The sequence below is a fragment of the Kitasatospora sp. NPDC058048 genome, assembly GCF_042885555.1.
Taxonomy (GTDB): Bacteria; Actinomycetota; Actinomycetes; order Streptomycetales; family Streptomycetaceae; genus Kitasatospora; species Kitasatospora lactacystinica.
Genome location: NZ_JBHVRT010000033.1, coordinates 71,644 through 92,078 on the forward strand (window position 1 = coordinate 71,644; position 20,435 = coordinate 92,078).

A 20,435-nucleotide genomic window follows, 5' to 3' on the forward strand; every position below is an offset into this window, starting at 1 on the left:
CCCGCTCGGCCCTCGTGCTTTCCCGCCATTCGCCCGTGCCGCGGCTTCCCCGGAACCCGGCAGGGAAGGCAGGTGGTGCCACCTACCTTCAGGGAGAGCTGTGAATCTTCGGATCGGTAAGGGAACAGCGGCGCTCGTCGCCGGAATCGCGATCACCACGGGTTTCGCGGGCGCACCGACCGCCGGCGCCGCGACAGCGCCTGCGCTGTCGGCCGGGGAGAGGACCTTCGTCAACGTCAACTCCGGCAAGTGTCTGGAGATCTGGGGCGACGCCACCGGCAACGGCGCCCGCGCGGGCCAGTGGGACTGCAACGGATCGGCCACCCAGCAATGGCGGCTGTCCTACAACGGCGTCTGGGCCACCATCGTCAACGTGAACTCGGGCAAGTGCCTGGAGATCTGGGGCGACGCCACCAATGACGGCGCCCGCGCCGGCCAGTGGGACTGCAACGGGTCGGAAACCCAGCAGTGGTACTGGTATTCCACCGGCGAGCTCGGAAACGCGAACTCGGGCAAGTGCCTGGAGATCTGGGGCGACGCCACCCACAACGGTGCGGTCGCCGGCCAGTGGCAGTGCAACGGGTCCGCCACCCAGAAGTGGCGCTGAGCCGCGCCCGGACGCGGTAGCGGGGGCCGCCTGCCGCGCGGGCTTCCCGGAGTGGACCGCGGAGGGCCTCCTCGTGGGGTGGACCGCGGAGGGCCTCCGCGCGGGGTGGGTGAGGCGGTGCCCCCGCCGCTGCTCGCCGTCTCCTCCCCGGCCTCCCGGCGCCCGCCGGGTGGCCGGGGAGCGGCCCGACCTGCGCCCGTCCGGTAGGGCGCGGGCGGTGGGTCGCTCCTTCTCCGGTCCCCGCTCCTTCTCCGGCCTCCCTCAGCCCCGGCGCTCGGCCATGGCGTCGCCGACGAGGGCGGCGAGTTCGAGGTAGTCGAGGCGGGCCCGGGGGCGCAGGGCGGCGGGGGCCGCCTGGGGGCGGCCCGGGAGCGGGAGGGCGAGGGCGCCGCGGCAGCGGGTGCGGAAGTGGGGGAGGAGGTCTCGGTCGGCGACCGGGCGCTCGGTGGGCGGGGCGGGGGTGAAGACGGCGGTGGCCCCGCGGGCCAGCCGGTCGTGGCCGAGGGCGGTGAGGTGGTCGAGCAGGGCGTCGGCGGTGCGGGCGCCGTCGGCGCAGGCCCGGGCGCAGAGGATCAGCTGGTCGGCCCGGTCGACGGCGGCGAGCTGGACCTCGGCCGGGGCGCCGGTGGTGTCGGCGAGGACGACCGGGTAGTGGCCGCGGGCCTCGTCGAGGGCCTCCCGTACGGCGGCCGGGTCCGGTCGTACGGATCGCAGCACGAGCCGGCCGCCGGTCCGGCACTCGCTCCCGGCGGGCCCGGTGGTGGACAGGACGAGCACCGGGTCGGCCCGGTGCTCGGCGAGCAGGCCGCCGAGGACGGCGGCGGCCCCCTCGGCGGGGCCGCCCAGGACGGCGATCCGGTGGCAGGCCCGCAGCGGCACCCGGACGCGTTCGACCAGGCGCCGCCGTCGTGCCTCCCCGCCGCCGGGCAGGACGAGCCGCAGGGCGCGCGGGAGGTCCGTCCGGGGGTGTTGTGCGGGCGGGTCGGGCAGCGGTCCGGGTGCCGCGCCGGTGTCGGCGTCCCGGGCCGACGGTTCCGCCGGCGGGACGGCCGAGGGGGGTTCGGCGGTCACGGCGCGGGTGAACAGCTGCCGTTCGGCGGGCGGGATGAGGACGGTGCCGAGCGGGTCGAGCGGGCGCCGGGGCAGCAGGGCGACCGGCTCGGGCCAGGCGGCGGGCGAGTAGTCGGGTGCGGCCGGGGTGGTGCTGCCCGCGCCCGCGGTGCCGTCGGAGAAAGCCATCGGATGACCTCCCGGTCCAGGGTGCGCCGGACCGGTGCCTCCGGTTCGGCCGGCCCGTACAGCCGGGAGTACGGCTGAAGGCGTCCCTCCGGTTCACTGAACCGCCCCCGGTGGGGGGCCCGTTGAGCGGGGCAGGGTGCACGGAGCACCCCTGGTCGCATCGGGAGGTCCGCATCGGAAAACCCTCCGCCCCACCGGCTACCGATCGGTACCGTCATCCGGTGGCACCCGGCGCCTGCCGAGTGCCACCGAGTCGGAAGGAGCGTGAGTCCCGTGAACGGGACGGGGGAGGGACGCGGCATGGCCGCGGACGGGCCGGAGGCGCGGGAGTTCGTCGCGGCCCTGGTGCGGGCCGGGGCACCGAGCGCGGACGGGCCGGCCGCGCTGGCGGTGCCCGAGGCGGAGGCGGAGGAGGTGATCGCGGTCGCCCGGCGGATGGCGCTGCGCGTGGTGCCGGAGGGCCGGTGGTGGCCGCGGCCCGCGACGGCGCTGCTGGACATGGCGACGGCGCTGGTGGTGGACGAGCACCCGTCGGCCCCGCAGTGGTCGGAGGCGGAGCGGCAGCGGCTGACGGGCTGGGTCGCGGTGCTGATCGAGCATCGGGGCGAGGACGGGGTGCAGGAGCTGCTCCGGGCGCTCGGCGGGGGCTGACAGCGCCGGGCCCGGGGCGGTGTCGGCCCCGGGCCCGGGGCGGTCCGGGCGCCGCGGCCCACGGCCGCTAACGACCGGCCAACAGTCGTCGGCGCCCGCCAACGGTGGCACCCGGGACCACGCCGAGTGCCCCGGGCGGGGGCGTTGGTGCTGCCTTGGTGCGGACTTGGCGGCCTCCGGCAGTGTGCTGTTGCAGCCACCGCCGGGGGATTGTCCGGTCGCTGCCCAGCACGCCCTGCCCGTGCTGCGCCCCTGCCCGACCTGAGAGGTAGCGCGTGTCGAAGCCGTCCGTCGCCCAGCCCACGTCCGTCACCCCGTCGTCCGAGGGTCCGGCGGACGCGCCGGAAGGCGTCACCGCCCCGGTCCGTCCGACCCTCGACCCGGACACGCTCGCCGAGATCCACCGGCTGCACGGCGGCTACCTGTTGCGCGCGCTGCTGCGGGCCACGGGCGGGGACCGCGGCAAGGCCGAGGACATCCTCCAGGAGACCCTGCTGCGCGCCTGGCAGCACCCGGAGGCGCTGTCCGCCGGGCCGGAGGCGAGCCGGCCCTGGCTGTTCACGGTCGCCCGCCGGATCGCGATCGACCACTACCGGATGGCCGCCGCCCGCGCCAAGGAGGTGATCGGCGAGCCGATGGAGGACCGGCCGGTCGCCGACGACCCCTACGAGCGGGTGGTGGTGGCCCGGGACATCGCGCTGGCGCTGCGCCGGGTGCAGAAGCACCACCGCGAGGTGCTGGTCGAGCTGCACCTCAAGGACCGCTCGGTGCTGGAGGCCTCGTCCCGGCTGGGGGTGCCGCCGGGGACGGTCAAGTCCCGCAACTTCTACGCGATCCGGGCGCTGCGCCCGGTGCTGGCGGCGGAGCACGGGTACGCCCCGACGGGGCGCGGGGCAGCCTCGGCCGCGGGCTGACCGGGCCGCCGTCCCGTCGGGCGGCCTGGGCCGGCCGGCTGTCGGCCGCCGCCGCCCGGATCCCGGCTCCCGGCTCCCGCCGGCCCCCGCCAGGGCCGGCCGCCGCCCGGGTCAGCCGTCCGCCGGCCGCCGCCCGGTGCGGAGCCTGAGCGACTCCTCCAGGCCGGTGGTGAACCCGCTCCGGTAGCCCGCGCGCCGGTCGTGCGAGCGGAAGCGGTCCAGCGCCGAGCGCAGCCGGGCACCCACTTCCGGTTCCCGGCCCCGGGCCGACAGGTGGGCGGCGTAGGACTGTTCGGCCACGGCGTGCAGGTACAGCAGGCCGGCCTCCTCGCACGCGGCGAGCAGCCGGTGCCAGGCGAGGTCGGCGGCGACGTCGCGGACGGTCGGCGGGAGGGCCTGCGCCTCGGTCAGCAGCGACCAGAGGTGGACCTGGGTGACGGGCGTGGCGGGCAGCAGCTCCCGGGCCTCGCGGGACCGGCGCTGGGCGCCCTCCCGGTCCCCGACGGCCAGGCTCACCCAGCCCTGGTGCACCTTGGCGTCGACCAGCCGCCGGCGGTCGCCGGACTCCAGCGCGAGCGCGGTGGCCTCGGCCGCCAGCCGTTCGGCCTCGGCGCCGTGGCCGAGCATCGCGGTGACCATGGCCAGCGTGGCGAGCGCCCGGACGTGCGCGGACACGGCCGCGGGCCCGGTCCCGGACTCGGCGGCGGCCACCGCCCGCCGGGCCGCCTCCGCGCACTCCTGCCGGCGTTCCAGCGCGACCAGGGCCTGCGCCCGGCAGTTGAGCAGCAGGGCGAGCGCGACCGGGTCGCCGCACCGTTCGGCCGCCGTCTGCCCCAGCCGGGCGCAGGCGAGCCAGTCGGTGAAACGGCCGGCGCCGTAGTAGAGCGAGCCGCAGGTCAGCGCGAGCCGCCAGGCGCGGGCCGGGTCGGTGTCGGGGGAGGCGACCAGCGCGGAGAGCGCCGGCTCCTCGGTGTCGAACCAGTCGAGCGCGGTGCGGATGTCGACGGCGGCCGGCAGGGACTGCGCCGGGCCGGCGGGCGGGGCGGTGTCCTCCTGGCCGGGGTCGAGGAAGGAGCCGCAGTGCCGCAGGGCCGTGAGGTAGTGGTCGGCCAGGCGTTCGCGCAGCAGCCGCCGGTGCCGCTCGGGCCGTTCGGCGAGCAGTCCGGCGCCGTAGCGCCGGACCAGGTCGGTGCGGACGTGGCGCCCGGGGGCGGTGCCGGTGAGCAGGTGGTGGGAGGTCAGCTCGCCGAGCGCCCGGTGGGCGGTGGCGGTGTCGCTGCCGAGCAGCGCGGCGCTCGCCGAAGGGTCCAGCTCGCGGCCGGGGTGGGCGGCCTGGACGGCCAGCAGTTCGGCCGCGGGCTCGGAGAGCCGGCGGTGGGTCAGCCGGAGCCGGCCCGCGACGGAGAGCGTGCCGTCGGCGTCCAGGGCGGCCAGCCCGGTCCGCTCGTCGGCGAGTTCGGCGACCAGCTCGGCGATCGTCCAGTCCGGCCGGGCGGCCAGCCGGGCAGCGGCGATCCGCAGGGCGAGCGGCAGACGGTCGCAGAGCCCGGCGAGACGGGCGGCGGCCTCCGGCTCGGAGCGCAGCCGCTCGGGCGTCAGCGCGCGCTCCAGCAGCTCCAGGGCGTCGTCCTCGGACAGCTCGGCCAGGCGCAGCAGGGTCGCTCCCTCCAGCGCGACCAGGCCCTCCAGTGCGCCCCGGCCGGTGACCACGGCGGTGCCGGCCGGGCCCGCTGGCAGCAGGTCGGCGACCTGGTCGGCGTCGGCGGCGTCGTCCAGCAGCACCAGCAGCCGCCGGCCCCCGGTGCGCTCGCGGTAGAGCGCCGCCCGGGCGGCACGCCCGGCGGGGATGCCGTCCCGCGGCACGCCGAGCGCGCGCAGGAAGCCGGCCAGGACGGCCTCGGGCCGGGCCGGGCCGTCCGGGGCGAGGCCGTGCAGCTCGGCGTGGAGCAGGCCGTCCGGGAAGCGGTCGGCGACCCGGTGCGCCCAGGCGGCGACCAGCGCGCTCTTGCCCACCCCGGCCGGGCCGACCACCAGCACCGGGCCGTCCCCGGCCCGGCCGCCCCCGCCGGGGCCCGGCCCGCAGGCCCGGTCGAGACGGGCCAGGTCGCCGGTGCGGCCGACGAAGTCCGGGTGGCGACGGGGCAGTTGGCGCGGCACCAGCGGGACCGGCGGCACCGGCGGTACCGGCGGGTCCTGCGGCGCCGGCTCGGCGGCCGGGGGAGCGGCGGACGGCGGCTCCACCGTGCGGTCGTCGGCCAGCACGTCGGCGAGCGCCGCCCGCAGCGCCGGGCCGGGGTGGATGCCCAGCTCCTCGGCGAGCCGCATCCGGGCCCGGTGGTAGGCGGTCAGTGCCTCGGCCGGCCGGCCCGCCTGGTGCAGGCAGCGCATCAGCAGCGCCACCAGTTCCTCGCGCAGCCCGTCCATCCGGACGCCCTGCTCCAGCAGCGGCACGGCCGACGCCCCGGCGCCCTGGCCCAGCCGCAGTCCGGCCCAGCGGAGCAGGGCGGCGGTGCGGGACTGCCGCAACCGGTCCACCGCGGCGGAGCGCAGCGGGGTGTCGGGCAGGTCGGCCAGCGCCTCGCCGCGCCACAGCCGCAGTGCCCCCTCCAGCAGCGCGACCGCCGTGGCGCAGTCGCCGTGGCCGGCCTGCCGGTCGGCGGCGCCGGTGAGCTCCTCGAAGCGCAGCGCGTCCACCTCGTCGGCCGGCCCGGCCAGCAGGTAGCCGGAGTCCCGGGTGTGCAGCTCGAACGGGGTGCCGGCGAGCACCTTGCGCAGCGCGGCGACGTGGCCCTGCACGGCCGCCCGGGCGCTCGGCGGCGGCTGCTCGTCCCACAGCAGCTCGCACAGCTGGTCCACGGTGACCAGGTGCCCCAGCCGCAGCGCCAGCAGCGCCAGCACGGCCCGCCGCTGCGCGCCCGCCACGCTCGTGAAGCCGCCTGCCCCGATCCGCAACTCCACCGGCCCGAGCAGCCGAATCCGCACCAGTACCCCCACTTCACCGCAGAACCGCGCATCACACCCCGAAGCGGCCATCGGCCCTCGGGGTGGAGCAGTGTAGTGCGAGAAGATGTCCGGTCATGTCGGTCGGTCGTCCCTGCCCCCGGTTGACGCGTCGGGAGCGGCCGATGGTTGCGCCGGCGGGGGAACGGGCCGGGACGCCGTGCCGTACCCCTCGGTTCGGCCGGGACGCCGTGTCGTACCCCTGCGGTACGGTGCCCGAGGACGGCCCCGGACCGGTGCGAACGGCCTGGTCGGCCCTATCCTCGGTCGGGCCGGGGAGTCGAGGACGGGGGAGGGGGACGGGCGCGTGCACATCGATCTGCTCGGACCGGTGGTGGTGCGGCGGGAGGACGGGACGGCGGTGACGCCCTCGGCGCCCAAGCGCCGGGCGCTGCTGAGCGCGCTCGCCGTGCGGCTGAACCGGACGGTGGCCACCGAGGAGCTGATCGAGCTGGTCTGGGAGGGCTGCGCGCCGCCCACCGCGCGGGCCGCCCTGCAGGGCCACGTCGCGGCGCTGCGCCAGCTGCTGGACGGCCCCGGACTGGAACTCGACACCCGCGGCTCCGGCTACCTGCTGGCCGGTGAGCCCGACCGGATCGACGTGCTGCGCTTCGCCCGGTTCTGCGAGCAGGCGGGCGTGCTGCTCCCCGAGCCCGCCGGCCCGCCGCGGGGCGCCGCGCCGGACCGGGCACTGCCCCTGCTGCGCGCCGCGCTGGACCTCTGGCGCGGTCCGGCGCTCGCCGACTGCGGCTCCGCCCTGCTGCGCGAGCGGACCCTCCCGTACCTGACCGACCTGCGGCTGGGCGCCCTGGAGCTCCTGGCCGACGGCCTGCTCCGGGCCGGCCGGGGCGGCGAACTGGCCGCCGAACTCGACGAGGCCGCCGACGGCCACCCCGCCCGGCAGCCGCTGGCCGCCCGGCTGGTGCGCTGCCTGGAGCAGGACGGGCGGAGCGCCGAGGCGCGCGAGCGCTACGAGCGGGCGGTGGCCCGGCTCAGCTGGCCGCCCGGCCCCGAACTGCGCCGGGCCGGCGAGCTGGCCGGCGCCCGGCCCGCCGCCGACCGCCGGTTCGTCGGCCGGAGCGCCGAACTCGCCCGGCTGGACCAGGTGTTGCCGGCCGCACGGGACGGCCGGCCGATCCTCGTCACCGGGCCCGCGGGGGTCGGCAAGACCAGCCTGGTCCGGCAGTGGACGGCCCGGCGCGGCGACGCCTACTTCCCGGACGGCGTCCTCCGCGCCGACCTGCGCGGCTTCGACCCGGACGGGGCGCGCGAACCCGGCGAGGTGCTCGGGGAACTCCTCACCGCCCTCGGCGTCGACCCGGACGCGCTGCCCGCCGAACCCGAGGAACGCGCCCACCGCTACCGCGAACTGATCGGCGGCCGGCGGATGCTGGTCGTCCTGGACGACGCCGCCTCCTACGAGCAGCTCGCCCCGCTGCTGCCCGACCCGCCGGCCACCGACAGCGAGCCCGCCCCGGTCGCGATCGTCACCAGCCGCAGCCGGCTGCGCCACCTGCTGGTCCGTACCGGCGGCATACCGGTGCCGCTCGGCGCGCTCGGCGCCGACGAGGCCGCCGACCTGCTCGCCCGCATCCTCGGCCCGGACCGCACGGCCGGAGAGCCGGAGGCCGTCGCCGAACTCGCCGAGCGCTGCGACCACCTGCCGCTCGCGCTGCGCCTGGCCGCCGCCCGCCTGGCCGCCCGGCCCGACTGGTCCGCGGCCGACCTCACCGCCGAACTCGCCGACGAGCAGACCGGCCTGGCCGCCCTCTCCGGTGCCGGGACCGGCACCGACCGCGGCCCGCTCGGCCTCACCACGGCGCTGGACCGCACGTACCGCGCGCTGGCCCCGGACGCCGCCCGGCTGTTCACCCTGCTCGGCCTGCACCCCGGCGCGGAGATCGGCACCGACACCGCCGCCGCCCTCGCCGACCTCCCGCCCGCCACCGCCCGCACCCTGCTGACCCGGCTCGACGCCGTGCACCTGCTGGAGGAGACCAGCCCCGGCCGGTACGCCCGGCGCGAGCTGGTCCGCCGCCACGCCGCCGCGCAGGCCGCCGAACTCGCCTGCGAGGAGCGGTACCTGGCTCTCGACCGGCTGATCTCCCACTACCTCGACGTCACCGCGGACTGGGCGGGCGAGGGGGCTGGGGCCGGGGGCGCGGCGGCCGGGGACAGCGGCTCGGCGGCGGCCTGGTTCCGCCGCGAGGAGAGCGCCCTGCGCGCCGTCGTGCTCTGCGCCGAGCAGAAGGGACGGCCCACCGCGGCCTGGCGACTCGCCCACCGGGTCGGCCGGTTGTACGAGACCACCGGCCACGACCGGACGCAGTGGCGGGCCGTGGTCGAGGCCGGGCTGCGCGCCGCGCACGCGGACCGGGACGAGGCGGCGGTCGCCCGGCTCGGCACCGACCTCGCCGTCCTGCACGTCGACCGCGCGGCCCACCGCACCGCCGCCGACCAGTTGGAGCGGGCGGTCGACGCCGCCGACCGGGCCGGCGACGCGGCGCTGCGCCACCACTGCCGCAGCCGGGTGGCGGCCGCGCTGCTGCGGACCGGCCGGTACGAGCGGGCGGTGCCCATGCTCGGCGACCTGGTGGCCGCCGCCCGCACCCCGGCCACCGACCACCTGCTGGTCCGCGCGCTCACCGACCTCGCCGACGCGCTCGTCCTGGCCGGCGACCCCGGGCCCGCCCTGCGCCACGCCGACGAGGCGGTGCGCGCCGCCACCGCCCGCTCCGGCGGAGCCGAGGCCGTCCTCGCCACCCACAGCCGGGCCCGCGCCCTGCACGCGCTCGGCCGCCGGGACGCCGCGCTCTCCTCGGCCCGGCTCGCCGTCGCCCTCGGCCGCACCGTCGGCGACCCGGCCCTCGAAGCCCGCTCCCACGGCCTGCTCGCCGACCTGCTGGACGCCCTCGGCCGCACCGTCGAGGGCGCGGAGGCGAGGCGCCCGGTGTAGGGCCGCCGCCCGGCGGGTCCTGTCCCGGCCGCCCCGGCGGCGGGAAACCGCCGGGCGGCGGCCGGGACCGGCCGTCCGTGGCGGAAAACCGCTGATCGGCCGGCGGAACCACAGGCGGAACTATCGGCGGTCCGCTCCCGCGCAACCGCCCCCGCCCGCGTCGCCCCGCCCGCACGCATCCCTCCTGACCTGGGTGGATATCCTGAGGGAGGGGCGACTGGGAGGAATCTTTCCGCCCGGGCATACTTCTGCCTGGAACGAACCGCCGGAGGCGACTCCAGGCAGAAGTGCGGAACTGCGCAGGACCGAGTGAGTGGGGGCGGGGAATGGCGGCCGGGGGCGGTACGGACACGGACGCGAACGAGTTCAGCTGTCTGCTGGCGGGGCACCGGGTGGCGGCGGGCCTGACCCAGGAGGAGCTCGCCGCGGCCGCCGGGGTCAGCCTGCGCGCCCTCGGGGACATGGAGCGCGGTCGCACCCGCGGCCCGCAGCGGCGCACCGTTCGGGCCCTGGCCGAGGCGCTCGGGCTGGACGGCGGGCAGGCGGAGGCGCTGGACCGGGCCGCGCAGTCCGGACGCCCGCGCGGGGTGCGGCCGGGCTCGGCGCCCGCCGGGGGCCGAGCCCGGCCCCTTCGGTCCGCCGCGCACGAGGCCGCCGTCCGTACGGACGGCGCCCGTACGGACGCGCCGCGCGCCGCGGCCCCGCCCGTGCCCGCCGCCGAGGCCGGCCAGAGCGCCCTCGCGCTGCCCCGCGACATCGCCGACTTCACCGCCCGTGAGAACGCCCTCGCCCTGCTCGCCCGGCTGGCCGAGGACGAGCGGCCGGCCCACCCGCGCGTGGTGCTGGTCAGCGGCCAGCCCGGCCTCGGCAAGACCGCCTTCGCCCTGCACGCCGCCCACGTCCTGGCCGAGCGCTTCCCGGACGGCCAGCTCTCGCTGGACCTCGGCGGCATGTCCTCGCAGCCGCTGCTCGCCCGGGACGCGCTCGGCCAGGTGCTGCGCGCCCTGGGCGTGGCCGATGCCGCGGTGCCCGCCGGGACGGAGGAGCGGGCCGGCCTCTACCGGGCGCTGGTGCGCGAGCGGCGGCTCGTCCTGGTGCTGGACAACGCCGCCGACGAGGGCCAGGTGCGTCCGCTGCTGCCCGGCTCCGGCCCGGCCGTGACCATCGTGACCAGCCGCAACGTGCTGCCCGGCCTGGAGTCGGTGCACCGGCTGAGCCTGGACGTGCTCTCCCCGGCGGAGGCGGCCGGGCTGCTGGCCCGGATCGCCGGCCGCGAGCGGATCGACGCCGCGCCCGACGCCACCGCCGAGCTGGCCAGGCTCTGCGGCTACCTGCCGCTCGCGCTGCGGATCGCCGGGCAGCGCCTGGTCGCCCGCCCGCAGCAGCCGGTCGCCCACCTGGTGCGCCAGCTCACCGCCGAGGAGAACCGGCTGGACCTGCTGGAGACCGGCGACCTGGCCGTCCGCCCGGCCTTCGAGCTGTCCTACCGGCGACTGCCCGCCGAGTCCCAACTGGTCCTGCGCCGCTGCGCGCTGACCGCCGGGCAGGACTTCACCGCGGAGATCGCCGCGGCCTACGCGGGCCTGTCGGCGGCCCGAACCGAGCTGGTGCTGGAGCAGCTCGTCGACGCCGGGCTGATGCAGGCGGCCACCCCGGACCGCTACCGCCTGCACGACCTGGTGCGGCTCTACGCGGGCGAGCGGCTGACCGCCGACGAGACGGGCCAGGAGCTGGCCGAGGCCCGCACCCGGGCCGGCCGATGGATCCTCGGCCGGGCGGCCGAGTACGGACTGCGATTCGACCCCGACCACGCCACGGACGCGGCCGGCACCGGCGGCGCCGCGCCCCCGCACCTCACCGAGGCGGCCGCCTGGCTGGAGTACGAGCACCCCGAGTGGCTGGCCGCCCTGCACCAGGCGCAACTGGCCGGCCGCTACCAGGAAGTGGTGGACACCGCCGAGGCGATGCACTGGTTCTCCGACCGGCTGCTGAGCTGGGGCATCTGGGCCGAGGTGTTCCAGCTCTCGGCGGACGCCGCCCGCGCGACCGGGGACCGGCGGGTGGAGGCGGTGCACGTCAACTACCTGGCCTGGACGTACATCACCTGCCTGCACCGCTACCAGCGCGGCATCGAACTGGCCACCGAGGGGCTGGAGCTGGCCCTCGCGGTGGGCGACCGGGAGCAGCAGGGCTGGGCGCTCACCTACCTCGCCTCGGGCCTGCGCCACCTCCAGCGGCACCGGGAGGCGACCGACGCCTTCCGCCGGGCGGCGGACGCCTTCGCCGAGCTCGCCAGCCGCTCGGCGATGATCGGCCGGCTGGTCACCCTGCGGGGCGCGGCCAACTGCCTGCGGGAGTCCGGCCGGGCGGAGGAGGCGGCGGATTCGCGCCGGCGGGCCCTGGCCGGGGCGCTGGAGCTGGTGGAGCGCTGGTCCTCGCCGCTGATGCACCTGCTGGCGGCCATGACCGCGCACGAACTCGGTCTGGACCGTGCGGCGTTGAGGCGCTGGCCGGCCGCCGAGAAGGCCTACCGGCAGGCCCTGGTGCACTTCGAGGCGGTGGGCCGCCCGGACAGCATGACCAAGACGCTGACCGAACTGGGCACCGCGCTGATCGAGCAGGGCCGCGCCGAGGAGGCCCGCGAACTGCTGACCGAGGCGCTCACCGATCTGAGCGCGGAGGGCCCCCACGGCGCGGGCGCCCGGCACTGACCGGCTCTCCCCAGGAGCACTGCCGGTGGCGCCCGGAGCCGGTCGGCCGTAGCCGGAAACGCCCCGGCCCGCCTCCGGTCTCACCGGAAGCGGGCGGGCGCGCGGGCCGGAGCGGCCGGTCGGACCGGTCAGATCCGGGTGTCCTCCACCACCGGCAGCGAGTCGACCGGTGCCGAGGCGGGTGCGAAGGCCGTCCGCGGGGCGACGGTGGGCTGCTTGCCGCAGAAGGCCGGCTCCAGGGTGTTCATCAGACCCTGGGTCACCGAGCCGTTGTTGGAGGCGTTGGCGAAGACCACCACGCTGCGCCGCCCGTCCGGGGTGGTGAAGGACTGGGTGTTGAAGCCCTGCACGATGCCGCCGTGCCCGTACACGTCCCCGCAGGAGAGCGAGATGCGGCGCAGGCCCAGGCCGTAGGAGATCTTCGCGGTGGGGGTGGGCAGGGCGGCGGTCATCTGCTGGAGCGAGGCGGTCGAGACGAGCCCGCCGTTGTCGCCGGCCGTCAGCGCGGTGAGGAAGCGGTCGAGGTCCTCGGCGGTGGAGATGACGGCCCCGGCGGCCCAGACCCAGGAACCGTTCTGCTCGGTGGAGTCCAGCAGCGGCTTGGTGCGGTCGTCGTTGGTGAGGTAGCCGGTGACGTGGGCGCCGCGGATCGCCTGGTCCGGCACCACGAAGGAGGTCTTGCGCAGGCCGAGCGGCTGGATGATCCGCTCGTTCAGCACCTCCGGGAAGGGCTGGCCGGTGAGGTGCTCGATGGCCAGGCCCATCAGCACGAAGTCGGTGTTGGAGTACGAGTAGCGGGTGCCGGGGGTGTACTGCAGGCCGTGCTTGACCGACATCGCGACCAGCTCGCGCGGGTCGTAGACCGTGCTGCGGATGCGGGCCTCGAAGGCGCTGGTGGTCTCCTCGCCGGCCTGCTCCAGCAGGTCGTTGGTGTGGTCGAAGATCCCGGCCCGGTGCTCCAGCACCTGGCGGCCCGTCATGGTCCAGCCGTCCGGGAGGGTGCCCGCGGGCAGGTACTCGCGCAGCGGCCGGTCGAGGTCGATCCGGCCCTCCTGCGCCAGCTGCATCACGAGAACGGCGGTGAACATCTTGCTGTTGCTGCCGACCCGGAACCTCCACGAGGAGTTCATCGGGGTCCCGTCCAGGTCGGCCAGGCCGACGTTCACCGAGCGGGTCCGGTCGCCGCCGTCGTGGTCGCGGATCACCGCGAAGGCGCCCGGGGCGCCGGCCGAGACGGTGGCCTGGAGGGCGGCGCGCACACCGGCGAGGTCGGGGGCGGTCGCGTCGGTGGTGTTCCGGCCGGCGGCCGCGGCGGGCAGGGCACCGGTCGCCACCAGGACGGCGCCGGCGGCGGCCACCGCGAGCGGGCGCAGAAGGCTGGTCTTCGCCATGTTCCTCGGCTCTCTCGTGAGCTGACGCGGCGTCGGACCGCGTCGTTCGAAGATCACTATCACCGGCCCGGGCGGTCCGTGGCAATGTGAACCGGTTCGCCCGCATTTCGCGTTGTCGATGCGGCGGTCGGCGGCCGCACCGTTCGTTTCCCGCGCCGGGGCCAAGGTTTCACCTGCCGTCGCCTACCCGCGTCGAACGCGGCGCCCGATGCTGTTCGGGCGCTCTGCGCCCGGCCGTACCCCGGGCGCGGCGCCCCGGACGCCGCACACCGGCGGCAGGCACCTCCCGTCCCGTGCCCGGCTCGCCGGGCCGTCTTCCACCCGAGGAATTGTCATGACTTCGTCCACGAAGGCCCTGAGCCCCCGCTCCCGCCGCACCGCGACCGCGATCGGCTCCGCCGTCGCCCTGCTCGCCGCCTCCGCCGGCCTCTGGGCGGCCACCGCCACCACCGCCCAGGCCGCCGCGCTGCCCACGCCCGACCACATCGTCGTCGTGGTGATGGAGAACCACGCCTACACCCAGGTCATCGGCAGCAGCAGCGCCCCGTACATCAACAACACCCTGAAGGCCGGCGGGGCCAACCTCACCCAGTCCTTCGGCATCACCCACCCGAGCGAGCCGAACTACTACGCGCTGTTCTCCGGCTCCACCCAGGGCACCGTCGACGACAGCTGTGTGACGGTCGGCGGCTTCCAGGCCGCCAACCTCGCCTCCGAGGTGATCGCCGCCGGCAAGACCTGGGGCAGCTACAACGAGTCCCTGCCCAGCCAGGGCAGCACCGTGTGCAGCAGCGGCAGCTACGCCCAGAAGCACAACCCCTGGTTCGGCTTCGGCAACGTCCCGCTCGGCTCCGCCAAGACCTTCGCCCAGTTCCCGACCGACTACAGCACCCTGCCGAACGTCTCCTTCGTGGTGCCGAACCTCTGCAGCGACATGCACGACTGCTCGGTCGGCACCGGCGACACCTGGATCAAGAACAACCTGGGCGCGTACGCCACCTGGGCGCAGACCCACAACAGCCTGCTGGTCGTCACCTTCGACGAGGACAACAAGCTGTCCGGCAACCGGATCCCGACCGTGATCTACGGCGCCCACGTGACGCCCGGCAGCAGCAGCGCCACCACCTACAACCACTACAACGTGCTGCGCACCCTGGAGGACCTGGCCGGTACCTCCGGCCACGCGGGCAACGCGGCCTCCGCCGCCGACATCACCGGTATCTGGAACTGAACGGCGGCGGTCAGGCCCTGATCCCGGCCGGGTCCTGACCCGGGGTCCGGTCCCGTCCCGGGGCCTGCTCCCGGGCCTGGTCCGGGTCCTGATCCGGGGTCCGAGCCCGATCGTGAGCCCGGGTCCGGGCCGGTGGCTGTTCGGCCGCCGGCCCGGGCGCGGTTCCGGCGGTCCGCCGGGCGCCGTGCCGCCGGGCGCCGGGCACCGCCGCCGTGCCCGCGCCGCCCCCTCCGGCCTCCGGGCCGACCTCAACCTCGCCCCCGCCTCGGTCAGCGGCCGGCTGGAGACCCTGGAACGGCGCGGCTTCGTCCTGCGCACGCCGGCCACGGAGGACCGCCGGAAGGTCGGCATCGTGCTGACCGAGGCCGGACGCGCCGCCTGGCAGGAGGCCCTGGACGTGGTGGGCCGGGAGGAGCGGCGGCTGCCGGGAGTGCTCTCCGAGGAGGAACGGCGCACGCTGGCGGACCTGCTGCGGAAGGTGATGCTCGCTCAGGAGGGCGAGCGGTAGGCCCCGGGGCGGCGGCCGGGGTCGACCCGCGGCGTCCGTCCCCGGTATCGATAGGGGCGTGCGATTCGAACTTGTGCCGGTGCCGGACGGCGTGGGGGCGCGGCCCCGGGACGGGCGGGGCTACCCGGTGCCGGCGATCACGCCGTGGCAGGGCGACGTCCCGCAGTTCGCGCTGACCGACTACGGGCGCAGCGCCGACTGCGCGCTGGAGCGGCGGTGCTCGGTGTGCGGGCGGTTCATGGAGCGCGGACCGGTGTGGCGGGTGGTCGGCGCCGCCGAGAGCGCGGAGATCGCCGGGGCGCTCGCGGCCGGGCAGCCGTACCGCAACCTCGCGCCCACCATGGAGGGCCCCGGCCACCGGTCCTGCATGCTCTACGCCGCCATGGTCTGCCCGTACCTGGCGCGCCCCAACGCCCGGCGGCGGGCGAGCACCGGGGACACGGCGGACGAGCTGACCTCGGCCGCCGTCCGGGGCGCGGTGCGCGGCGGCACGGGCGCGGTGGTCGGGTTCGGCGACTACGAGTACGCCGTCACCGGGACCCGGGTGCTGTTCCGCTTCCTCGACGTGGTCGAGTTCCTGCCGCACGAGTCGGCCGACGAGCACCTGGCCGAGCTGCGCGCCGAGTTGGCGAAGCCGCTGTAGCTCTCGTGGCCCGTGCGGCCCCGGTGGCCCGGCCGGCGGAGCTGCCGGCCGGGCGGGTTCGGGGCCGAGGGGGTCAGAGCGCCCGGGTCTGCGCCCAGTCGTAGAGCCGGTGGGCACTGTCCCCGAGGCGGGTGGCGTACAGCGTGTTGACCGTGCCGCCCGCGAGCTCCTCGGAGGTGGTGGTGACGCCGACGAGGGTGCCGGTGCCGGTGGCCGGGTCGAAGCGGGCGAAGTGGGGGCCGCCGCTGGCCCCGTGCGACATGTCGCAGGACTCGCCCCACAGGACCGGGGCCTTGGGGCCGGGGCGGGCCGGTCCGGCGCAGTGGATCATGCGCGAACCGGAGTATGCGGCGGAGGGGTCGTTCAGCCGGTTCTTGGGATAGCCGAAGGTGTGGACGAACTCGCCCTCGGTGGGCGGGGTGAACGCGATCCGCTGGGCACCGGTGATGTCGGCGACCCGCCGCCCCCCGGTCGAGGGGTTCGCCACCAGGACCCCGGTGTCGTAGCCGGCCACGGCGACGTCGTTCGAGGTCGTCCCGCCCGGATCGGCGTCCCAGCGGGAGGAGGTGGCCATGGTCCTGATGCTGAAGCCGCCGAGCGGCTTGGTCCCGTTGCGGTAGCCGGGCACGAAGTAGAGGTTGTGGTTCCAGGTGCCGTCGGTCGCGGGGGCCCCGACGCCCCGCAGGCAGTGCGCCGCCGTGAGGAGGGTGCTGCGGTTGGCGCTGTTGACGACGGTCGCGGTGCAACTGCCGTCGTAGCCGTCGGAGAAGGTGAAGAAGAGCCGGCCGACGCTCCGGTCCACCGCTCCGCCGTGGGTCCACACGGCCCCGGGGTCCGGGGTGTCCGCGGGCAGCGGCCGCGGGTCGTTCGGCGTGTTGTCGTCCTCGGGCAGGGGCGTGATCTCGGGGACCAGGGCGCCCGCCAGCTTCATCCGGTCCGGTGTCCAGTAGGCGTCGATCCGGCCGCGTTCCTGCGCGGTCGTGGCGCCGGTGTGCGTCGTGACGGTATCGCGCTCCGCGGCGAGGGCCGTGTTCGGCAGCAGCACCGCCGCCGTGGTCGCACTCAGCAGGAGGGCGCCCACGGCGGCGAGCCTGCGGGGCAGTGCGCGGCGGGTGGTCGGTGTTCCGGGTGTCTTCGGCATGCACGGCACCGTAGGCGCGGGACGTCAGGCTCCCGTGTGGATCGGGTCTCGGCCGGCCGTCGAAACGATCAGGTTCCGGTAACGGCGTATCGGTCCTGTACCGGTGGCCGCCGGTCTGCCTGAGTCGGCATCAGGGCCGGTAGGAGGGCAGGCCCTTGACGGTGGAGACCCGGGTCGGCGCGGCCGAGCCGTCGGCGGGCAGGGTGCTGATGCCGTCCGGGGCGAGGGCCGGCTGCGAGCCCTTGCCCAGGTCCTGGGTCGCCGGGCGGATGCAGTCGTCGTACAGGTACACCTCGTTGGCCGGGGTGTTGGCGTAGACGATCTCGCCCCGGTGGCGGGGGCGGTTCAGAGGCCGAGGTCGGTGAGGCCCGGGTGGTCGTCCGGTCGGCGGCCGAGCGGCCAGTGGAACAGGCGCTCCTCGGCGGTGATCGGCAGGTCGTTGATGGAGGCGTGCCGACGGGCCATCAGGCCGTCGCGGTCGAACTCCCAGTTCTCGTTGCCGTAGGAGCGGTACCAGCGGCCGTCGCCGTCGTGCCACTCGTACGCGAAGCGGACCGCGATGCGGTCGCCGTCGTACGCCCAGAGTTCCTTGATCAGGCGGTAGTCGAGCTCGCGCTGCCACTTGCGGGTGAGGAAGTCGGCGATCCGCTCGCGGCCGGCGAGGAACTCGGAGCGGTTGCGCCAGCGGCTGTCCGGGGTGTAGGCGAGGGCGACCCGCCGGGGGTCGCGGGTGTTCCAGGCGTCCTCGGCGGCCCGGACCTTCCGGCGGGCGGTCTCCTCGGTGAACGGGGGCAGGGGCGGGCGCTGCTCGGTGCCGGTCTCGGGCATGGATGCTCCTCGGAATGGGCGTTCCGCTGGTGAGAACGATCGTTCTCACTCTGGTGGATACGATAGGAGAATCATCGTTCTCACGCAAAGGGCACGGCAGATGGAGCAGGAAGACCCGCGGACCCTGATCCTCGACGCGGCCGAGGAGCTGTTCTACGGGCAGGGCATCCAGGCGGTCGGCATGGACGCCGTCCGGGCCGCCTCCGGCATGACCATGCGCCGCGTCTACCAGCACTTCCCGTCCAAGGGCGAGCTCGTCGAGGCCTACCTGCTGCGCCGCGACGGCCGTTGGCGGGCGAGCCTCGCCGAGTACGTCTCGCGCACCGGCGGCGACCCGCGGGAGCAACTGCTCGCGGTCTACGACTGGCTCGGCCGGTGGTTCGCCGAACCCGGCTTCCGGGGCTGCGCGTTCGTCAACTCGCTCGGCGAACTGGGCGCCGTCAGCCCCGCGGTGGTGGCCGCTGCCCGGCACCACAAGGCGGAGTTCGGGAGCTACCTCGCGGGCCTGGCCCAGGCCGCCGGAGCCCCGTCCGCCACGGCCGTCCACCTGACCCTGCTGGCCGAGGGGGCGATCACCAGCGCGGCCGTCCACGGCGATCCGACGGCCGCCGCCGACGCGAGGGAGGCCGCCCGGCTGCTGCTGGCCGCGACGCCGGGGCGGTAGTCGGGGGAGGGGGCCGAGGCGGGGCCGGGGGGCGAGCGCACCCGTCGCCCGTGGCGAACGCCGCGTGCGGGCCGTCGTTGCCCGTCGGCGGCGGGTGGTCCCGGGCGGCCTCGGGCGGTGCCGATGGTGTCGGCGGTGCCGGCGGTGCGGAGGGGACGCCACGCGGGGCGGCCGTTCCCGGTCGAACCGCACCGGGCGAGTGCTTTTCGCCCGAACGCGCGTTTATCGCCCATTGATCGCCACCGCCTAGCCTCGGGCGCATGGACGAGAGAGCGGCCGAGCGGCCGGGGGTGTCGCCCGAGGGGCGGATGACGGAGCAGGACACCGAGCGGTTCCGGCGGTTGCTGGCGCGGCTGGAGGACTCGCTGGTGGTGGACCGGAAGGCGGCGGGGCGCGATGCCTGAGTGCGCCGAGCCGCCCGAGTGTGCCGGGCCGGGCCCGGTGGCGGTGCTGCCGGTGGCCGTGCTGCCGCTCTGGCGGCGCGGGGAGGCCGGGCGGGAGTGGAACGCGGACCGGCCCGGGGTGCTGCGGGGGCACCCCGGGCCGGTGGTGGGCGGCCGGGAGCGGGAGGGCGGCGCCGACCGGAGGGACTGACCGGTCAGCTGCAGCCGCAGTCGCACGAGCAGCAGTCGCACCCGTCGCAGCAGTCCCCGTCGCAGCACTGGCAGCAGTCGCCGCAGCCGCCGCAGTCACCGCACTCGCAGTCGTTCCGCACGCAGAAGCCCTCGCGGCGCTCGCGGCTGAACGGGTCCTCGTGGTCGCAGCAGAGCAGCTGGCAGGTGCAGGCCATCAGCGCCCACATCGCGCACCCGGCGAGCAGGTTGCGCGGGTTCGGCGGCTTCTCGCCGGGCGGGGTGAACCCCGGGCCCTGCGGCACCCACGGCGGGATCGGCGCCTGGCCGGGCGGCGTCTGCTGCGGCGGCGCCTGGCGCGGGTGCTCGCCGGTGGCGGTGCCCGCCGCGTCCGGGCGGCGACAGGCCGCCCCGTGCCGGGCCGGTCCGAAGACCCGCTCCACCGCCCGCTCGGTCTCGTGCGCGAGCAGGACGTGCACGAGGGTGCGGTCGGCGAGTTCGACCTCGCGCAGCGCGAGCCGGATGCCGTGGACGGCGTCACGGCAGAGCCGTTCGGCCTCGGCGCGGTCGGTGCCGGTGGCGGTCAGCGGGTTCCAGGCGCCCGAGGCCGCGTCGGCGGCCTGGTCCTCGGCGGCATCGAGGAGGTGGGCGAGCCGGCCGAACAGCCGTCCGGCCTCGGCGAGCGGGGCGGCGTTGCCGGGGCGCCCGGCGATCACGGCGGTGTGCGCGAAGGCGGCCGAGGTGGCGGTCTCGGTGGGCTCGGTGACCAGCAGGACGGACCCGCCGGGCCGCAGTGAGCGCTCCAACTCGCCCTGCCGGGAGGCCGCGTCGAGCAGCACTGCGGTGTCGAAGCCGACCGTGGAGGCGCTGCCCGCGCTCTGCCGGTCCCAGCGCCGGGTGACGGCACGGGCTCCGGCCGCGACCGGGCGGCGGGCGAAGACGCCGTCGCGGTCCTCGACGTGGTCGCGGATCTTGACCGAGGCGAGTGCCAGCGAGACGGCGGCGGCGAGCCGGGCGCCCTCGCCCTTGGCGACGGAGGCGGTCCGCATGCCGCGCAGCGGGCAGGGCCCGGCGGTGCGGCGCCAGGAGGAGTCCTCCCGGGCGGCCTGGGCCTCGACCAGCACGGAGATGATCAGACCGTCGTAGTTGGTCGCCGTTCGCGCCAGCTGCCCGTGGTCGTCCCGCAGTGCGAGGCAGAGCCCGCACAGGTGGGCCATCCAGGAAGTCTGCAGGCGCTCCGACAATCGGTGCCTGCACGGTCTGATGATGCCGAACACGCTGGTCCCCCTTGCTTCACGGGCCGCCGACCGGCCACGATCCGCCGCACATCATATGATCGGCGCCCCGCTCGGGCCGAGGCCCCGTCAAGCCCCGGCGAC

18 protein-coding genes are annotated in these 20,435 nt (G+C 76.6%); 11 read left to right on the forward strand and 7 right to left on the reverse strand.

The genetic code is table 11. The features are described 5' to 3' along the window. Positions 1-100: 100 nt before the first annotated feature. Complete coding sequence (locus ACFVVA_RS29620; protein ID WP_387693842.1) at positions 101-607, forward strand: RICIN domain-containing protein; 507 nt, start codon at positions 101-103, stop codon at positions 605-607. A gap of 261 nt (positions 608-868) precedes the next feature. Here ACFVVA_RS29620 and ACFVVA_RS29625 read toward each other — a convergent pair whose 3' ends face one another. Continuing rightward, complete coding sequence (locus ACFVVA_RS29625; protein WP_387693843.1) at positions 869-1,846, reverse strand: hypothetical protein; 978 nt, start codon at positions 1,844-1,846, stop codon at positions 869-871. A gap of 273 nt (positions 1,847-2,119) precedes the next feature. Between ACFVVA_RS29625 and ACFVVA_RS29630 the strand changes: the two genes are divergently transcribed. Together ACFVVA_RS29630 and ACFVVA_RS29635 are read left to right on the forward strand one after the other, a co-directional pair. Further along, complete coding sequence (locus ACFVVA_RS29630; RefSeq protein ID WP_387693844.1) at positions 2,120-2,497, forward strand: hypothetical protein; 378 nt, start codon at positions 2,120-2,122, stop codon at positions 2,495-2,497. A 275-nt stretch (positions 2,498-2,772) separates the two neighbouring features. Beyond that, positions 2,773-3,411, forward strand: a complete 639-nt coding sequence (locus ACFVVA_RS29635) for a sigma-70 family RNA polymerase sigma factor (RefSeq protein WP_387693845.1) — start codon at positions 2,773-2,775, stop codon at positions 3,409-3,411. Between the two features lie 111 nt (positions 3,412-3,522). Here ACFVVA_RS29635 and ACFVVA_RS29640 read toward each other — a convergent pair whose 3' ends face one another. Continuing rightward, positions 3,523-6,393 carry a BTAD domain-containing putative transcriptional regulator gene (locus tag ACFVVA_RS29640; RefSeq protein ID WP_387693846.1) on the reverse strand — a complete coding sequence of 957 codons (2,871 nt, stop codon included), beginning with the start codon at positions 6,391-6,393 and terminating at the stop codon, positions 3,523-3,525. A 325-nt stretch (positions 6,394-6,718) separates the two neighbouring features. On the opposite strand from ACFVVA_RS29640, the gene ACFVVA_RS29645 reads away from it, so the two are divergent. Beyond that, positions 6,719-9,367, forward strand: a complete 2,649-nt coding sequence (locus ACFVVA_RS29645) for a BTAD domain-containing putative transcriptional regulator (RefSeq protein WP_387693847.1) — start codon at positions 6,719-6,721, stop codon at positions 9,365-9,367. Positions 9,368-9,693: 326 nt separating this feature from the next. After that, complete coding sequence (locus tag ACFVVA_RS29650; RefSeq protein ID WP_387693848.1) at positions 9,694-12,078, forward strand: ATP-binding protein; 2,385 nt, start codon at positions 9,694-9,696, stop codon at positions 12,076-12,078. A gap of 128 nt (positions 12,079-12,206) precedes the next feature. On the opposite strand, the gene ACFVVA_RS29655 is transcribed toward ACFVVA_RS29650, so the two are convergent. Then, on the reverse strand, positions 12,207-13,469 hold the full coding sequence (locus ACFVVA_RS29655; RefSeq protein WP_387693849.1) for a serine hydrolase domain-containing protein: 1,263 nt from the start codon (positions 13,467-13,469) through the stop codon (positions 12,207-12,209). 334 nt (positions 13,470-13,803) lie between these two features. Here ACFVVA_RS29655 and ACFVVA_RS29660 point away from each other — a divergent pair, with 334 nt between their 5' ends. From ACFVVA_RS29660 to ACFVVA_RS29670, 3 genes are all read left to right on the forward strand, one after another. Then, positions 13,804-14,700, forward strand: coding sequence for an alkaline phosphatase family protein (locus ACFVVA_RS29660; protein ID WP_387693850.1), 897 nt, complete (start codon positions 13,804-13,806; stop codon positions 14,698-14,700). Between the two features lie 112 nt (positions 14,701-14,812). Continuing rightward, positions 14,813-15,208, forward strand: a complete 396-nt coding sequence (locus ACFVVA_RS29665) for a MarR family winged helix-turn-helix transcriptional regulator (protein WP_387693851.1) — start codon at positions 14,813-14,815, stop codon at positions 15,206-15,208. Between the two features lie 58 nt (positions 15,209-15,266). Continuing rightward, positions 15,267-15,851 carry a hypothetical protein gene (locus tag ACFVVA_RS29670; RefSeq protein ID WP_387693852.1) on the forward strand — a complete coding sequence of 195 codons (585 nt, stop codon included), beginning with the start codon at positions 15,267-15,269 and terminating at the stop codon, positions 15,849-15,851. A 73-nt stretch (positions 15,852-15,924) separates the two neighbouring features. Here ACFVVA_RS29670 and ACFVVA_RS29675 read toward each other — a convergent pair whose 3' ends face one another. The 3 genes from ACFVVA_RS29675 to ACFVVA_RS29685 all read right to left on the reverse strand — a co-directional run bounded on the left by ACFVVA_RS29675 (position 15,925) and on the right by ACFVVA_RS29685 (position 17,820). Beyond that, on the reverse strand, positions 15,925-16,992 hold the full coding sequence (locus tag ACFVVA_RS29675) for a trypsin-like serine peptidase (RefSeq protein ID WP_387693853.1): 1,068 nt from the start codon (positions 16,990-16,992) through the stop codon (positions 15,925-15,927). Between the two features lie 130 nt (positions 16,993-17,122). After that, on the reverse strand, positions 17,123-17,284 hold the full coding sequence (locus ACFVVA_RS29680) for a hypothetical protein (RefSeq protein WP_387693854.1): 162 nt from the start codon (positions 17,282-17,284) through the stop codon (positions 17,123-17,125). 53 nt (positions 17,285-17,337) lie between these two features. Then, a complete protein-coding gene (locus ACFVVA_RS29685) occupies positions 17,338-17,820 on the reverse strand; it encodes a DUF1348 family protein (protein ID WP_387693855.1) in 483 nt (160 codons plus the stop codon). A 100-nt stretch (positions 17,821-17,920) separates the two neighbouring features. On the opposite strand from ACFVVA_RS29685, the gene ACFVVA_RS29690 reads away from it, so the two are divergent. From ACFVVA_RS29690 to ACFVVA_RS29700, 3 genes are all read left to right on the forward strand, one after another. After that, positions 17,921-18,484, forward strand: coding sequence for a TetR/AcrR family transcriptional regulator (locus ACFVVA_RS29690; protein WP_387693856.1), 564 nt, complete (start codon positions 17,921-17,923; stop codon positions 18,482-18,484). Between the two features lie 260 nt (positions 18,485-18,744). After that, the gene (locus tag ACFVVA_RS29695) at positions 18,745-18,888 is read left to right on the forward strand and encodes a hypothetical protein (RefSeq protein ID WP_387693857.1); all 144 of its coding nucleotides are present in this window, start codon (positions 18,745-18,747) and stop codon (positions 18,886-18,888) included. Further along, on the forward strand, positions 18,881-19,078 hold the full coding sequence (locus ACFVVA_RS29700; RefSeq protein WP_387693858.1) for a hypothetical protein: 198 nt from the start codon (positions 18,881-18,883) through the stop codon (positions 19,076-19,078). Before ACFVVA_RS29695 ends, ACFVVA_RS29700 begins: the two co-directional genes overlap by 8 nt. A gap of 4 nt (positions 19,079-19,082) precedes the next feature. Here ACFVVA_RS29700 and ACFVVA_RS29705 read toward each other — a convergent pair whose 3' ends face one another. After that, positions 19,083-20,333 (reverse strand): DUF5685 family protein, encoded by a 1,251-nt coding sequence (locus ACFVVA_RS29705; protein WP_387693860.1) that lies wholly within the window; start codon positions 20,331-20,333, stop codon positions 19,083-19,085. Between the last annotated feature and the right edge of the window lie 102 nt (positions 20,334-20,435).

Excerpts from the sequence above, each read along its gene's own strand:
- ACFVVA_RS29685 (WP_387693855.1), bottom strand. The coding sequence starts at position 17,820 with ATGCCCGAGACCGGCACCGAGCAGCGCCCGCCCCTGCCCCCGTTCACC.
- ACFVVA_RS29675 (WP_387693853.1), bottom strand. The coding sequence starts at position 16,992 with ATGCCGAAGACACCCGGAACACCGACCACCCGCCGCGCACTGCCCCGC.
- ACFVVA_RS29625 (WP_387693843.1), bottom strand. The coding sequence starts at position 1,846 with ATGGCTTTCTCCGACGGCACCGCGGGCGCGGGCAGCACCACCCCGGCC.
- ACFVVA_RS29695 (WP_387693857.1), top strand. The coding sequence starts at position 18,745 with ATGGACGAGAGAGCGGCCGAGCGGCCGGGGGTGTCGCCCGAGGGGCGG.
- ACFVVA_RS29660 (WP_387693850.1), top strand. The coding sequence starts at position 13,804 with ATGACTTCGTCCACGAAGGCCCTGAGCCCCCGCTCCCGCCGCACCGCG.
- ACFVVA_RS29650 (WP_387693848.1), top strand. The coding sequence starts at position 9,694 with ATGGCGGCCGGGGGCGGTACGGACACGGACGCGAACGAGTTCAGCTGT.
- ACFVVA_RS29655 (WP_387693849.1), bottom strand. The coding sequence starts at position 13,469 with ATGGCGAAGACCAGCCTTCTGCGCCCGCTCGCGGTGGCCGCCGCCGGC.
- ACFVVA_RS29700 (WP_387693858.1), top strand. The coding sequence starts at position 18,881 with ATGCCTGAGTGCGCCGAGCCGCCCGAGTGTGCCGGGCCGGGCCCGGTG.
- ACFVVA_RS29690 (WP_387693856.1), top strand. The coding sequence starts at position 17,921 with ATGGAGCAGGAAGACCCGCGGACCCTGATCCTCGACGCGGCCGAGGAG.